General features: G+C 39.4%; 10 protein-coding genes, 5 tRNA genes and 1 pseudogene. 5 read left to right on the top strand and 11 right to left on the bottom strand.

Annotated features, from left to right (window positions below):
• Positions 1–238 precede the first annotated feature (238 nt).
• From tig to HYD28_13815, 6 genes are all read right to left on the bottom strand, one after another.
• The gene (gene tig, locus HYD28_13790; protein QLE09940.1) at positions 239–1,543 is read right to left on the bottom strand and encodes a trigger factor; all 1,305 of its coding nucleotides are present in this window, start codon (positions 1,541–1,543) and stop codon (positions 239–241) included.
• Between the two features lie 446 nt (positions 1,544–1,989).
• Positions 1,990–2,066, bottom strand: a tRNA-Pro gene (locus HYD28_13795).
• 40 nt (positions 2,067–2,106) lie between these two features.
• A tRNA-Pro gene (locus HYD28_13800) sits at positions 2,107–2,183 on the bottom strand.
• A gap of 16 nt (positions 2,184–2,199) precedes the next feature.
• A tRNA-His gene (locus HYD28_13805) sits at positions 2,200–2,275 on the bottom strand.
• A gap of 23 nt (positions 2,276–2,298) precedes the next feature.
• Positions 2,299–2,375 (bottom strand) — tRNA-Arg (locus tag HYD28_13810).
• A 50-nt stretch (positions 2,376–2,425) separates the two neighbouring features.
• Positions 2,426–2,502, bottom strand: a tRNA-Pro gene (locus HYD28_13815).
• Positions 2,503–2,843: 341 nt separating this feature from the next.
• Here HYD28_13815 and folD point away from each other — a divergent pair.
• Positions 2,844–3,698, top strand: a complete 855-nt coding sequence (gene folD / locus HYD28_13820; protein ID QLE09941.1) for a bifunctional methylenetetrahydrofolate dehydrogenase/methenyltetrahydrofolate cyclohydrolase FolD — start codon at positions 2,844–2,846, stop codon at positions 3,696–3,698.
• A gap of 47 nt (positions 3,699–3,745) precedes the next feature.
• On the opposite strand, the gene HYD28_13825 is transcribed toward folD, so the two are convergent.
• Both HYD28_13825 and HYD28_13830 read right to left on the bottom strand, forming a co-directional pair.
• Positions 3,746–4,630 (bottom strand): EamA family transporter, encoded by an 885-nt coding sequence (locus HYD28_13825; protein ID QLE09942.1) that lies wholly within the window; start codon positions 4,628–4,630, stop codon positions 3,746–3,748.
• Between the two features lie 134 nt (positions 4,631–4,764).
• A complete protein-coding gene (locus tag HYD28_13830) occupies positions 4,765–6,144 on the bottom strand; it encodes a cysteine--tRNA ligase (protein QLE09943.1) in 1,380 nt (459 codons plus the stop codon).
• 177 nt (positions 6,145–6,321) lie between these two features.
• Between HYD28_13830 and HYD28_13835 the strand changes: the two genes are divergently transcribed.
• From HYD28_13835 to HYD28_13845, 3 genes are read left to right on the top strand one after another with little or no spacing between them, the layout of a single operon-like run.
• A complete protein-coding gene (locus HYD28_13835; GenBank protein ID QLE09944.1) occupies positions 6,322–6,813 on the top strand; it encodes a peptidylprolyl isomerase in 492 nt (163 codons plus the stop codon).
• Between the two features lie 54 nt (positions 6,814–6,867).
• Positions 6,868–7,614 (top strand): UDP-2,3-diacylglucosamine diphosphatase, encoded by a 747-nt coding sequence (locus HYD28_13840; GenBank protein ID QLE09945.1) that lies wholly within the window; start codon positions 6,868–6,870, stop codon positions 7,612–7,614.
• 49 nt (positions 7,615–7,663) lie between these two features.
• The gene (locus tag HYD28_13845; GenBank protein ID QLE09946.1) at positions 7,664–8,449 is read left to right on the top strand and encodes a transporter substrate-binding domain-containing protein; all 786 of its coding nucleotides are present in this window, start codon (positions 7,664–7,666) and stop codon (positions 8,447–8,449) included.
• On the opposite strand, the gene HYD28_13850 is transcribed toward HYD28_13845, so the two are convergent.
• From HYD28_13850 to HYD28_13860, 3 genes and pseudogenes are all read right to left on the bottom strand, one after another.
• Positions 8,442–10,343: a HAMP domain-containing histidine kinase gene (locus tag HYD28_13850; GenBank protein QLE09947.1), complete on the bottom strand. Its 1,902-nt coding sequence runs from the start codon at positions 10,341–10,343 to the stop codon at positions 8,442–8,444. The genes HYD28_13845 and HYD28_13850 overlap by 8 nt on opposite strands.
• 5 nt (positions 10,344–10,348) lie before the next feature.
• Positions 10,349–12,571, bottom strand: a complete 2,223-nt coding sequence (locus HYD28_13855) for an EAL domain-containing protein (protein ID QLE09948.1) — start codon at positions 12,569–12,571, stop codon at positions 10,349–10,351.
• Positions 12,572–12,808: 237 nt separating this feature from the next.
• Positions 12,809–13,441 (bottom strand): annotated as a pseudogene (locus HYD28_13860) (tRNA-(ms[2]io[6]A)-hydroxylase).
• 229 nt (positions 13,442–13,670) lie between these two features.
• Between HYD28_13860 and HYD28_13865 the strand changes: the two are divergent.
• On the top strand, positions 13,671–14,846 hold the full coding sequence (locus HYD28_13865) for an AAA family ATPase (protein ID QLE09949.1): 1,176 nt from the start codon (positions 13,671–13,673) through the stop codon (positions 14,844–14,846).
• Positions 14,847–14,977 lie beyond the last annotated feature (131 nt).

A 14,977-nucleotide genomic window follows, 5' to 3' on the forward strand; every position in this document is an offset into this window, starting at 1 on the left:
TACTATAAGGAAAGCACATTTATAATAATGTTAATTAAGCTGCCTATTCAATCTTTATAACTATATAGGAACTTATCAGAATAATTTCAATCCTAGCCGAAAAAAGTTCTGAAATAACATCAGTATTGTTGGTTTTTTTGAAACTGATACCACAAACTAAAATGGCCCGAGTACGCTGTATAAATACAGGGTAACACGAGCCATTTAATCGCTAGCGAGAGCTTAAGTCAATGACTTATTAAGCACCTTGCTGTGGATTCATGATGTCGTCGAATGCTTTTTCAACGTCAGTCACGTTTGCTTTAGCTAGGATTGCTTCAACTGCTTGCTCTTCCATAGCTACGTTGCGCATTTGCTGCATAAGCTGATCGTTTGCTTTGTAGTACTCTACTACTTCAGTTGGATCTTCGTATGCAGAAGCTACAGTTGCGATTAATTCTTCAACTTTAGCGTCGTCAACTTTAAGCTCGTTCGCTTTAATTACTTCACCTAGTAATAGGCCAGTCTTAACGCGAGTTACAGCTTGCTCGTGGAATAATTCAGCTGGAAGCTCAGGCATGTTTTTAGCGTCGCCACCGAAACGTTGTGCTGCTTGCTGACGTAGTGCATCAATTTCTTGATCTACTAGCGCTTTTGGCACTTCGATTTCGTTGTTAGCTAAAAGACCTTTGATAGCTTGGTCTTTAACGTTAGCTTTAACCGCTTGGTCAAGCTCACGTGTCATGTTCTTTTTAACTTCTTCTTTAAGAGCGTCAACACCGCCTTCAGCTACACCGAATTTAGTTGCGAACTCGTCATTAAGCTCAGGAAGCTCTTGAGTTTCAACTTTCTTAACAGTGATTGCGAAAGTAGCAGCTTTACCTTTAAGGTTTTCAGCATGGTACTCTTCAGGGAATGTTACTTCAGCAACAACTTCTTCGCCCGCTTTTTTGCCAACGATGTTGTCTTCGAAACCTGGGATCATACGACCTTGACCAAGTTCTAGTGGGAAGTCTTCAGCTTTACCGCCTTCGAACTCTTCGCCTTCGATAGAACCAACGAAGTCGATAGTTACACGATCGTTCTCGCCTGCAGCTGCGTCAACTTCAGCCCAAGAAGCGTGTTGCTTACGTAAAGTTTCTAGCATGTTAGCTAGGTCTTCGTCAGTTACAGATACAGCTGGTTTTTCAACAGCGATTTTATCTAAACCTTGAATTTCAACTTCTGGGTAAACTTCGAAAGTTGCATCGAATTCTAAATCTTTACCAGCTTCTAACGCTTTAGGAGCGAAAGTAGGTGAACCAGCTGGGTTAATTTTTTCAGAAACGATAGCTTCGATGTAGTTGCGTTGCATTAATTCGCCAGCAACTTCTTGACGTACCGCAGCACCGTAACGCTTGTTGATGATAGACGCTGGTACTTTACCAGGACGGAAACCATCGATACGCTGGGTTTTAGACAGTTGTTGTAAGCGTTTTTTTACTTCAGTCTCAACGTTCTCTGCAGGAACGGTGATGGTCAGACGGCGCTCAAGGCCTTGAGTCGTCTCAACAGAAACTTGCATGATTTACCTCAATCTTCAATTTTGGCGACTTTTCGCCTTCCTTACAAACAAGGTGATCTCCATGAGTGATAGCAAGTTTTAACGCTGAATATTTCAACTTAAAACGGCGCATTGTAACCATGAGATACCATTGCTGCTTTGCCTCTATGGGCACTATGTTAAACAATAGACGCGGCATTATAACCTAATATTTATGATAGTCGAGTCTGGGGGGCAATTATTTGGCGTATATAGCAGCAAACAGCGTTTAAGTGCGTAAAAAACGAACGCAAAAAATAACAAAAGAGAATTAAGCTGATTTAAAAGGTATTGAAAAGAATTAAGTAGCTTCGGCTAGAGGGAGTGAAGCTTAAATTTTAAAAGAGGTCGGTAATTCAGCATTTGAACCTGCGACTGAATTTGAGGTACCCAAACCAATCGTTCTATGACCTTAAACTTTTTAAAAGTGGTCGGCGATGCAGGATTTGAACCTGCGACCCCTTGGACCCAAACCAAGTGCGCTACCAAACTGCGCTAATCGCCGATACTGAGAGAAGTTTTGAAAATTAAGACCACTTAAAAAGTGGTCGGCGATGCAGGATTTGAACCTGCGACCCCTTGGACCCAAACCAAGTGCGCTACCAAACTGCGCTAATCGCCGATATCTTAGAGTAAATTGGGGTGACTGATGGGGCTCGAACCCACGACAACCGGAATCACAATCCGGGGCTCTACCAACTGAGCTACAATCACCACGGCATTTACATATTTTCAAATGGCGCACCCGGAAGGATTCGAACCTTCGACCAACGCCTTAGAAGGGCGTTGCTCTATCCAGCTGAGCTACGGGCGCATCGAAAACTTCATAAGTTTGCCTGTAAGCACCATTTACAAAAAGTAAAGTGGTCGGCGATGCAGGATTTGAACCTGCGACCCCTTGGACCCAAACCAAGTGCGCTACCAAACTGCGCTAATCGCCGATGCTTACTATTGTTTGCGAGTGACCTCGTTAACAACGGGGTGCATAATAGTGATTTGACCGAGTTAGGTCAAACATTTTTTTAAGAAAATAATTCAATCGGTCACTTTTAGTTCATAATGGTTAAATATTGCAAATATAAGCTAAAATTTGAACTCTTTTTTATAAAGTAGCGCTTTATATAAGATTGCATCTTGGCGCTATGATGCTTTTCTGCGAAAATACGCAACATAAATAAATATGATCAAACAAACATGATTTGTGTATCCACGCCCCCTTTATTGGATAATCATATTTAGATGTATCAGTATCAAGTTAACTAACCCCAATTAAAGGTCACCCATGACGGCAAACATCATCGATGGTAAGGCAATAGCTAAACAAGTACGCAGCAATGTAGCAGAGCGAGTTGCAGAGCGTGTAGCGAATGGATTACGCGCTCCAGGACTAGCAGTTGTGTTAGTTGGTCAAGATCCAGCTAGCCAAGTGTATGTTGGTTCTAAACGTAAAGCATGTGAAGAAGTCGGCTTTATATCTAAGTCTTACGATTTACCTGGCGACACGACTGAGCAAGACTTACTTGCATTAATAGATCAACTAAACGAAGACAAAGAAGTAGACGGTATATTAGTACAATTGCCTTTACCGCAAGGTCTTGATGCTGAAAAAATTCTTGAGCGCATCACACCACATAAAGATGTTGATGGGTTTCACCCTTATAACATTGGTCGCTTAGCTCAGCGTATGCCGGCACTTCGTCCATGTACTCCAAAGGGGATTATTACCCTACTCGACTCTACCGGTGTTCGCTACAAAGGTATGCATGCAGTCGTTGTTGGTGCGTCTAACATTGTTGGTCGCCCTATGTCACTTGAGCTATTACTTGCTGGCTGTACAACCACGGTATGTCATAAGTTTACTCAAGATTTAGAAACGCATGTTCGCCGCGCTGATTTATTAGTTGTTGCGGTTGGTAAACCTGAGTTCATTCCGGGTGATTGGATTAAAGAAGGTGCTATCGTAATCGATGTGGGCATTAACCGTCTTGAATCTGGCAAGCTTGTTGGTGATGTTGAATACGATATTGCTGAACAAAAAGCACATTTCATTACACCAGTACCTGGTGGTGTTGGCCCGATGACAGTGGCAAGCTTAATCGAAAACACGCTTGAAGCTTGTGAAAATTATCACAGCTAAGAAAAATTACTTTAGTAAAAGGGCTGCCAATTGGCAGCCCTTTTTTATTAGCTTGTTTGTTGCTTTAACAATCTTAGCTTTAACATCTGAGGTAGCACTGAAAATATGATCATCAAAAACATCAGTAGGTATTGCCAGTCTTGATACTGTTCGTTTATGAGCACAACAGCACACACTATTCCCGCTATTGGGTTGGCAATGGTGCCAAATGAAAACTCAGCTACACTCATGCGCCCTAATAACCAAACATACAGAGTATAGGCAATGGCTGTATTGGGAACGATTAACCAAAATAGCGCAGTATATTGAAGCGCTGAAATAGGCTCAAATACTACTTGGTATTGCTCTGGGTTTAGCACACTTCCATCAATAAAAGCAGCAAGCAATAATAGGCTGCCTCCAATGATTAATTGCCAAGTAAGTACGACCCACCAATGTATATGCACAGACAAGCTTTGTACTAAGGTACTACCAATTACAATAGTAAGTAAGGCACCAAATAAAGCCGCAACTCCTAATACATTCAATGCCACATAAGCGGGATCAAATAATAGCCATGCAAGCACGACCAATGCCATAGCGCAGAATGCTTGAACTTTTGCTGGGCGCTGCCCTTTAGCAAGCCATGCATATAATAAAGCGACAACAGGCACTGAAACCATTCCCACACCTGCAATTGCTGCTGGAAGGTTGACTGCCATAATAAAAATAAAGGCAAAAAACAGCGCTATATTCACAGCACCTAAAGTCAGTAAACTGGGCCACTGCGAACGAGTCGGCAAACTAGGCTTAAGCAATAAAAATAATAATCCTGCAGGTAAAGCACGCAATGCGCCTAATAAAAGTGGCGGCCAATCAGGTGTGGCATATTTGGTCACTGCATAGGTGGTGCCCCATAAGAAGGCGGGGATCATGGCAAGTATAATATTCAAAGTCTGTCCTTGTTAATACGAAGAGATGCCAATGTAAAACCTCAAGCAAAGTTGAGGTCAATAGCTATACCATCTAAAAACAAAAAAGGTTGCCACGTTGGCAACCTTTTGATGGGTAATGTCTCAATTGAGGCTTATGCTTTACGCCATGTTGTTTTACCAGCAGAATCTTCTAGTACAACACCAAGCGCATTAAGAGCATCGCGCGCTTCATCAGCAGCCGCCCAATCCTTGCTAGCACGGGCTTCATTACGTTTTGCAATTAACGCTTCGATGTGTGCAACTTCGTCATCAGCTTGACCACCTTGTAAAAAGGCTTCTGGATCTTGTTGTGCCACACCTAGTACCTCTGCAACACTGCGCAATACATAAGCAAGTTTTCCTGCTTGCTCTGCATCGCTATCTTTCACACGATTTAGCTCTTTTGCTAATTCAAATAACACTGGTAGCGCTTCTGGTGTGTTAAAGTCATCATCCATCGCTTTTCTGAATTTAGCCACATATTCATTGCTGGCTAAATCACACTCAATTGGTGCTACGCCACGCAGTGCAGTGTAAATTCGCTCAAGAGAAGAGCGCGCTTGCTCAAGGTTTTCTTGTGAATAGTTAAGCTGACTACGGTAGTGGCCTGAAATTAAGAAGTAACGAACTGACTCAGCATCGTACTCTTTTAATACGTCACGTACGGTAAAGAAGTTGTTTAATGACTTAGACATCTTCTCTTTATTAACCTGAACCATACCTGTGTGGATCCACGTATTTACGTACTTGCCGTTATTTGCACAGCATGACTGAGCAATTTCGTTTTCATGGTGCGGGAACTGTAAATCTGAACCTCCACCATGAATATCAAAGTGTTCGCCTAAGTGCTTAGAGCTCATTGCCGAGCACTCAATATGCCAACCAGGACGACCCTCACCCCAAGGAGATGACCATGAAGGCTCACCTGGCTTAGCTTTTTTCCAAAGCACGAAATCAAGTGGGTCTTGCTTATCTTGAGCAACTTCAACACGTGACCCTGCTTGTAGCATAGTTAGGTCTTGTTGTGACAAAGCACCATATTGCTCAAATGTAGAAACATCAAACAATACATCACCATCTGCAGCAACATAGGCATGGCCTTTAGCAATTAAACGCTCAACCATAGCGATGATTTCATCCATATGGTTTGTCACTGTTGGCTCAACATCAGGACGCAGCATATTTAAGCTGTCGAAGTCTTCATGCATCGCTTTGGTCATACGAGTCGTTAAATCATTAATTGACTCGCCATTTTCGTTAGCACGCTTAATGATTTTATCGTCAACATCGGTGATGTTACGTACATATTTTAAATCGTAGCCAATGTGACGTAGGTAACGCACAATCACGTCAAAACCTACAAAAGTGCGAGCATGACCGATGTGACAGTAATCATAAATAGTGATACCACACACGTACATGTCGATTTTGCCATCAACAAGGGGTTTAAACTGCTCTTTTTGTCGCGTAAGTGTGTTGTAAATTTGTACCATTTATAAAATGTCCTTAACGGTGTTTCGAGATTCTCTATGGTAACACTTGCAAAGCCGCCGCTCTAGCGCTTTATCAACTGAATAAGCACTTTGTTAATCCTTCTCAATAAGCACTTTGTTAATCCAAGGCAACTACTATAAAATAGCCCCATTATTAAACCAGATATAGGAAACCTCATGGTTGTACTACACACAAACTTTGGTGACATCACTATCAAGATGCACGAAAGCGACGCACCAAACACAGTTAAAAACTTCTTAGAGTATGCAAACTCTGGCTTTTACAACGGTACTATCTTCCACCGTGTAATTGATGGTTTCATGGTACAAGGCGGTGGTTTTGAGCCAGGTATGGTGCAAAAAGAAGTGAACAACCCTATCGAAAATGAAGCAAATAATGGCCTTGCTAATAAAGTAGGTACATTAGCAATGGCACGTACGCCGGATCCACATTCAGCGACTGCGCAGTTCTTCATTAACGTTAACGACAACGACTTCTTAAACTTCAGCAGTGAAACATCACAAGGCTGGGGCTACTGCGTGTTTGCAGAAGTTGTTGAAGGTATGGACGTGGTTAACAAAATTAAAGGTGTTGCTACAGGTAGCGCTGGTTTCCACCAAGACGTACCTCTTGAAGATGTAATCATCGAAAAAGTAACGGTTAGCTAATTTAATCGTTTAGTCATTTTAAGCGGGCCATTGCCCGCTTTTTTGCGAGTAACCATGAAACAAAGTTATTTTATTGCCGATCTCCATTTAACAGAAAACCGCCCAGACATTACTGCGGCATTTTTTAATTTTCTTGATAGTAAGATTATTAATGATGACGTTGATGCGCTGTATATTTTGGGTGACTTTTTTGAAGTATGGGTCGGTGATGACTATCAAACTGAGCTTTCAAAGAGTGTTGCCGCACGTTTAAGCCAAGTAAGCAAAAGTGGTACTGAGGTGTTTTTTATTCATGGCAACCGCGATTTCATAATGCGCGAAGACTATGCAAAAAGCGCGAGTATGACTTTATTACCTGAGCAGGTTGTTATTGATCTATACGGGACGCCCACAGTTATCCTGCACGGTGATGAAATGTGTACTCAAGATGTTGAGTACCAAAAGTTTCGTAAAAAAAGTCGTGGTTGGTGGTGGCCAAAATTAATGCTCGCTATGCCGCTTTGGTATCGCAAGAAAATTGCCCGCAACGCCCGAGAAAAATCAAAACAAAGCCAAGCTGGCAAAGCGTTAGAAATTCTAGATGTTACTGAGGATGCGGTATTAGCCATGTTCGAAAAACATCAAGTTACGAATATGATCCACGGTCATACCCACCGCCCAAATGTGCACCATTATAATCTAGCCGATAAAACTTTGACGCGCACCGTCTTAGGTGACTGGTATGAGCAAGGTTCATATTTAAGAGTTACGCCCGAGCAACAAAAACTAGTCCACACTCCCTTTAAATCGCTGACATTTTAACTATGCTTTAACTATTATTGTAAAAAACGCATTATCTATGATTAGTCGGTTGAGCCTTTTTTTTTGCTGTTTACTATTTAGTTTTTCAATCAATTGTCAAACTTGGCAATTGGTAACAGAGCCTTATCCTCCTTATTTTATTGATAACTCAAGTAAGCCTGGCTGGCTTCACGAAGTTATAATTGCAGCGCTTAAAACCCAAAAACAAAAAGCCACCATTGAACACACCCATTGGGCTCGGGCATTAAAACTCGCAAAGCGCCATAAACGAGTAGCGGTGCTGGGGGCATTTTATACCGAGCAACGTGCAAGAAATTTTACATATTCGCAATCCTTGGCAACTGCACATACCGTTTTATTCAAGCGTGTTGATAACAAAGTAACCTACACAGGTTCACTATATTCATTAAAGCCTTATACAATTAGTAAAGGTGAAGACTATGTAGTTAGTGAAGAGTTTGAACATCACCCAGAATTGAGTGTGACAACAACAGGAAGCTTAATTGAAAGCTTATTATTATTGAAGCATGGTCGTGTTGATTTAGTAGCAGGCACTAAAGAAGTTGCCTTGTATTGGCTCGAGAATAGCGAACGCTTAAAGCAAGCAAAGCCAACAGAGTTAGAAATAATCACTCCTTACCTTGCAACTCAACAATTGCATGTAATCACCGAAAAAAAACACCCTCAAGGGGAGCTTTTTCAACAAAGTTTATATTTAGGCCTAAAAGCGATTATGGCGTCTGGTAAACTTTTAGAGATAATGGAGCGATATGAGCTGAATGAAAGTGAAATGAGTCATATTACGCAACTATACGAGCAAGCCTACTCTAACTAACCGTGCTCTTCTGCACGATTGGCAAAGTGATTTTAAACTTCGTTGCTATACCCTCAGGTAAGTCAGTATTTGCAACTAGCTGGATTTTTCCGTTTAGAACACTCGTAACCCACTCATGTACAAGGTACAAACCTAACCCTGTATGGCCATGCTTTCGAGATGTTGTAACAAAGGGATCAAATAAGTTGCTACGTAATGAGTCATCAATACCACAGCCATTATCAGAAATAGTAATACAAACGTCACCTTGTTGATTTAAATAAACATGTAATTGAATCAGTTTGTCATCAAGCTCGTTAAAAGCGTGAGAAACTGCATTAACGATTAAACTCTCGATAACCTGCGAGATAACTCCAGGACGACTCGTGATATCTTTTTTGACATCGATGTAAGTTTCTATTGTTACTTGTGAGGCTTTAAAGCGAGACTTTAAACCAAGTAATAGATCACTGATGACTTTTTCGATATTAAAACTAACGAGCTGATCATTTGAGCGGTCATGTGCCATTTCCTTAAAGCTTTTAACATGAGAGATAGCTTTATCTAAATTAACCCTTGATATCAATAGGTTGTCGTCAATTTTTTCAACGCTAGACTCTAAGAACTGCTTAGTGAAGCCTTCATCTATTTTATCTTTGAGTTGTTGATTAATTAATTGCGCATTCGATAATGAAATTGCAGCACCACCGAGTGGCGTATTCATTTCATGAGCTACACCTGCCACCATTAAACCAAGTGATGACAACCTTTGCGCTTCAATAAGCTCACCTTGTAATTGATGTTGCTGCTTTATATAACGTTGTAATTTGGTATTGGCAGCTAACAGTTCTTGCTGCTCTTGCTCTAGGTGTGATCTGGCTTTTATAATTTTACGCTGATCTCGATAACTACGTTTCAGATACAAACCAGAAATTGATATTAAGGTAACAGCACAAGCTAACGCTATAATAAAAGATCGTAAAATAATCTCGTTTTGCACCGAATCATCAGCCTCTACTAGGACAACAATATCGTTTGTGCCAGCTGCGTTTTTATTGCCTAAATTCATTTTTAAAAAGCTAGTTGCATGACTATGTGATGCAATAAGCTCCTGAGATTTAGGCAGCTGGGTAATTGCTTGCCATAATTGGCTATCTTCATTACCTAATGTCAGCATTGATTTTTCTCGCATGAACCCCCACTCTTTTTCTTTCTGAGGGTGTAATAACCAATAACCTTCACCATTAATTAATTGTATTTGTGCTTGTAAGGTACTGAGTGACTTTATTTGCTGTAAGGTTTTCGATAAGTCAAAGTTGACAACCACTAGTCCATCTAATACAAAGTTATCGCTTGTGGTTCGATAAGATGCTCGCAATGTCGGCTCATGGGGTGTAACAACAGCCCCGCGCTCTACATTTAAATCTATTGGGGAGATATAAACTTCACCCTGACTGTGCTCCATTCCCTCGGTAAAATAATAACGGCTACTTTTATTTTGTAACTGTTGTTTTGGTACTAGCTCTGCTTGCCCTGTTTTAAAGTTAACCCGAACCTTTTCTTGGCCTTTTCTATCTAACCAACGTATTTGCGAAATGTTTTCTGCTGCTAAACCAAAGTTCACAAAATGGATTTGTATCTGTTCCTCAAGTAATGCGATTTCATCACTTTGCTTTAATATGTCATCGGCTACCAGCAACTGAACCACTTTACGTACATCACCAAGCTCACGGCTTAAGGTGTTGTGAGCGGCAAGTAAGGTGTTATCTTGCAAAAGCGTGACACTACTTTTTTGTATTTGATATTGAATTACATAAACCATCAAGCTTAATAATAAGCTAACAGCAGCCATGACCATAAATTTAAAAATCAGACTCTTTTTCAGTGACTTATATTGGCTTGTTACTTCTACCATACTAGTTATTTAGACCTGCCCTTTAGCCATTGCAATGCATCATCATAAAACATGGGTTTTGCATAATAGTAGCCCTGCCCTTTGTTACACCCAGCTTCAATAAGCCAGTTATGCTCGGCTTCTGTTTCAATGCCCTCTGCCGTTACTTCAAAGCCAAATTTATCTGCCAGCAACATAATCATTTCGATAATGTGTTGGTTAGATTTTGACTCTTGGATGTTAGTCACAAAACAGCGATCTATTTTTATTATCTGCGCAGGTATTTCACTAATATGGGCAAGCGACGAATAGCCAGTACCAAAATCATCAATACTAATTTTTATACCTAAACCCGCAAAACGACATAAGCATGAGTTAATTTTTTCATAGTCAAAAATCGCTTGAGTCTCTGTTACTTCAAGCTCTAATAACGAAGGCGATATATCATACTCTTCAATACGTGCGGCAATCTCAACAAAGTAATCATCGGCTAACAAATCAAACGTAGATGCATTAAACGCAATTGGCAAGCTAATGCCCTGCTCTGCAAATTGCTTAATCGTTTGCATTATCTTATCGAAAATAAGCTTATCCAACTCACTAATAAGTCCCGCAGTTTCGGCAAGTTCGATAAACTCATCGGGCCTAACAAATGTTCCATCGTCTCTTTGCCATCGCGCCAGTGCTTCAAAACCAACCACTTCATTTGTGGTTAAATTAACCTTGGGTTGTAGCGCTACTTGGAGCTCTTTGTTACGAATTGCGGTGCGCAACTCTTGCATCAATTCATAGCGCCGTGTAATAGCTTTAGTATTGTCTAATGTATAATAAAGAAGTTCAGCTCTCTGTGTGTTTTCTTCGTTAAGGGTGGATTCTGCAAGGTTAAAAATTTGCTCAGCATTATGTTGTTCAAAGGCGATTAGTTGCATAACTAAAATACGCACATCTAAAAACTGCCTTACTCCATCAATTTCAAAAGATTGACGTTTTAAAGAGTCAACAATACTCTCATCTTCAAATGCATGACTTGAAACTAAAACACCTAAACTATCACTTTTAAATACGGCAATACGAGGGTGATACGGCGCCAATGCTTGCAAAATATTCTCGAGCATTTTGAGATGTGTTTTTTTACAAAATTCATGACCAAACCGAAAAGACTTTTCGTCAAACTGGAGTATCTCAAATACCACTAGCTGAGTTTCAGACTGTTCGTATTTGTTCATATTATCGATTTCGCGCTGTAACCAGTTTCTATTGGGTATATTTAGCGTTATGTCGGTATATGCAAGCTCAGTAAGGCGGTTCATCAGTGCGATATTCGAAAAGCCCGTACTGACATTTTCACTAAAAACTTTGAGTAAAAATACATTATGCTCATCAATTGGCGTATCTGATTTTACAATCGTGATGTAGAAGCTAATATCAACATCACTGGTATCAAAGTAAAAAACACTATAATGCTCAGAGAAAACGTGTTCTTTTTTTTCTCTGGCTAAAATATAGGATTGTTGTGCTTCTTCACTGAGCAAATCTGTGCTGAGGTCTTTACCATCAAGCCCCCTAAAGCAGCCGATACTAGTAAGAACTTTAGGATGTTTATCAAAGTGCTTTTCATTACCAACACATAACACGCCGCCTCCCTTAGATAGGTGCAAAATTTTACCTATCTCATCTAACACCGCATGGGAAAACGCACGTATATCGTGTTTACTATTAATGCTTCTTGCTGCATCGAGTACTAGCTGAAGCCCTTGTTTAGCATTTGAGATTTGCGAAATGTATTGATAAGTACGAAGGTGGCTACTAACGATAGATTTAAGCTTATCTACCGTCATGTCTGACTTATTCCAATACTCGTCGATATCAAGCGATTGCATGACTTGTGGTTCAGGGGCAAAGCTTGGCTGCCCTGTTAATAGCACTATGCGTATATCGTTGTTACCTAATACATGGCGAATGGTATTCACAAGCCGTAGGCCAGAATCATCTTCTTCCATCACCACATCAAGAAATACAATAGCGATGTCTTTATGTCGGGATAATACAGATGATGCCTCTGACACTGAATTCGCGGTCAGTACCTCCAGTGACTGATTGTCATCGAAAGATATAGCATTAAAACTATTTAATAATGCTTGTTGATAGTTTAGGTCGTCTTCAACCGTTAATATTTTCCATTTTTTTTGAGTATGCGTTTGTTCAGAAGCACTCTCTTTAAACTCGAAAAACTCATTAGAATCACGCATAACGTCTCCTTTTGACAACTTATGATTCTATTTTACGAACATTAATAGATATCTAGGTCAAACGTAGTACAAAATATTTAAAGGTACAAATATTTCCCTGAAGATAAAAATAAGTAAGTCTCGGAAAAGTAATAAAAATTATAAACTACGACAAGGATAAGGCTTAATTATTAAGAAAACGGATTGTATAAGGTAGGATGAAGCAAAAGAGCGCCAAGCAAGCGCTCTTGGTTATTTTTACGCAGGCACACCGCTATGGAACTTAAAATCTTCATCTGGGGTTGAAATAAGATCGGCTTCAAGCTGACCAAAGAATTCAACACGCTCTGTAATATCAAATTCACTGATTTCTTGAGCAAGGGTTAAATAGTCTTGGTAATGGCGGGCTTCAGAGCGCAGTAGTGAAATATAAAAATCACCTAAACGCTTATCTACATGTGGCGCTAATTTAGCAAAGCGCTCACATGAGCGGGCTTCGATATAGGCACCAATAATTAACTTATCAACTAAAGCATCTGGCTCGTAAGTTTTTACATGGCGCAGCATACCTTTTGCATAACGACATGGGGTAATACTTTTATATTCAACACCGTACTCATCCATGATCTCAAGTACTTGATAAAAGTGATGCAGCTCTTCTTTAATCAACATAACCATTTTATCGATGAGGTCTTGCCCATAAGGTGAGTTCGATTTTGGGATCATTGATTTAGTTAGCTTATTTTTATCTACAAGCTCACGCCAATCCCCTTCTCGCTTATAAATAAGCGTCTCAAAAGGTTTTAGCCACTCAAGTAAAGCGTCACTACTTTGCTTATCAACCGCGTACTTACGAATTAAAAACATCGCACTTTGCGCGGCCTTTAATTCACTGAATGTAAATATGTGCATATATGATTTAATTTTACATATTAAGGTAAAAGCTGTGCCACAACTTTTTATAACAAAAAATACATTGTATTAAATCAACTATAACAAAAAGGAATAACGAAAAATAAAATCCTAAAAAAATATTATTTCTCTTTTGTACAGTTTTACTCCACCATACAAATGTCACCACAAACACAAATTTTCTAAGATTTTATTTAAGGAAATAAAAATGAAATATTTATCAAAAAGTTGTGGTGAAAAAGTACAAGATCTTAAAAAATCATTACAAAGTTCATCTCAAAATAATGAATCCTTGCCTTTCGCTTTCGGAAGTGATGGCTGGGATACTCCACCTTCTTGGCTTCTTGAAAACTATATTACAACCCCCTCCGTTGGCTTTTACATAGGTAACTCTCAAGATTTAAAAACATTCATTGTTACCCAAATTGCATTTTGCGTCGCGACTGGCATCAACTTTGGAGGTTTGAAAGTAAGTAAAGGTGGTGTAATTTTTGTGTGTGCTGAAGGTGCAAATAGTTTTCCGAGAAGGTTAAAAGCTATAGAGGATAAGCATAATATAGAAGTAGGCAATAACCTCGTTAGAATAGAAGAGCCTATATCATTACTCAATACACAAAATGTCGATGCACTTGAATCTTTTATAAAAAAATATATAGAGGATTTTGGGATAGATTTAAAACTAATTGTTTTAGATACATTTTCTCAATGTAGTGCAGGGATAGACGAAAACAAAGCTGGTGACGTAGCAAAGTACATAAATGCGTGTAAAACATTATCTGAAAAATACTCTCTATCGATTTTAATTACTCATCATAAAAACAAGGACGGTAACTATCGGGGCAGCACGGCCCTCTTCGGAAACTCAGACTTTATAATTGAAACAAAAAGTGAGAACAATAAAGTAGAAAACAACAAAAAGGTAGTACGCGCGCACATGAGCTTAAAGAAATCGAAAGATACTTCTACTTCTATTGCTCATACACTTGAATTCAACGTAGTAACTTTTGATAAAGAATCAAAAAATGGAGGGAAAGAGAAGCTAAAAGATAACTTCGGGAATATTGTAACTAGTCTAGTTTTTGACAAGCTCTACGAAAAGCCAACTCACCAAGAGAAATCCACACAAAAAAATGACATCTTCAATAAAGCTATTATAGACATTATAAAAAGTAAAGAAGGCTTACCTATATCTCAAAAAGACATAACTACTGAAATAAACTCCTTATTCCCAGAAAATAGAGAAAGCACTAATGAAAAAAATGTTTCAAATGCATGTAGAGAATTATGTTCAAGAAAAATAATAGAGAAAGAAATTAAAGGCAGAAGTAATGTTTATATGTTAACTAGAGACCCTGCAACAGATTCTGTGGACCTTGAAACATAGTAAACGGCCTTTACTCCTTTTATTAAGTCTTACTTACCGTTACCCGTATATATATACGGGTAACGGTAAGTAAGACTTAATCTATGAAAGGTAGGAGATATATAAAAAATCCAATTAGCTCATTATCAAAC

Source organism: Pseudoalteromonas shioyasakiensis, assembly GCA_013391845.1.
Taxonomy (GTDB): domain Bacteria; phylum Pseudomonadota; class Gammaproteobacteria; order Enterobacterales; family Alteromonadaceae; genus Pseudoalteromonas; species Pseudoalteromonas apostichopi.

What these genes read in the sequence shown, in the direction of transcription:
- tig (QLE09940.1), bottom strand. Translation starts at nt 1,543, where the DNA reads ATGCAAGTTTCTGTTGAGACGACTCAAGGCCTTGAGCGCCGTCTGACC.
- folD (QLE09941.1), top strand. Translation starts at nt 2,844, where the DNA reads ATGACGGCAAACATCATCGATGGTAAGGCAATAGCTAAACAAGTACGC.
- HYD28_13830 (QLE09943.1), bottom strand. Translation starts at nt 6,144, where the DNA reads ATGGTACAAATTTACAACACACTTACGCGACAAAAAGAGCAGTTTAAA.
- HYD28_13835 (QLE09944.1), top strand. Translation starts at nt 6,322, where the DNA reads ATGGTTGTACTACACACAAACTTTGGTGACATCACTATCAAGATGCAC.
- HYD28_13840 (QLE09945.1), top strand. Translation starts at nt 6,868, where the DNA reads ATGAAACAAAGTTATTTTATTGCCGATCTCCATTTAACAGAAAACCGC.
- HYD28_13850 (QLE09947.1), bottom strand. Translation starts at nt 10,343, where the DNA reads ATGGTAGAAGTAACAAGCCAATATAAGTCACTGAAAAAGAGTCTGATT.
- HYD28_13855 (QLE09948.1), bottom strand. Translation starts at nt 12,571, where the DNA reads ATGCGTGATTCTAATGAGTTTTTCGAGTTTAAAGAGAGTGCTTCTGAA.
- HYD28_13865 (QLE09949.1), top strand. Translation starts at nt 13,671, where the DNA reads ATGAAATATTTATCAAAAAGTTGTGGTGAAAAAGTACAAGATCTTAAA.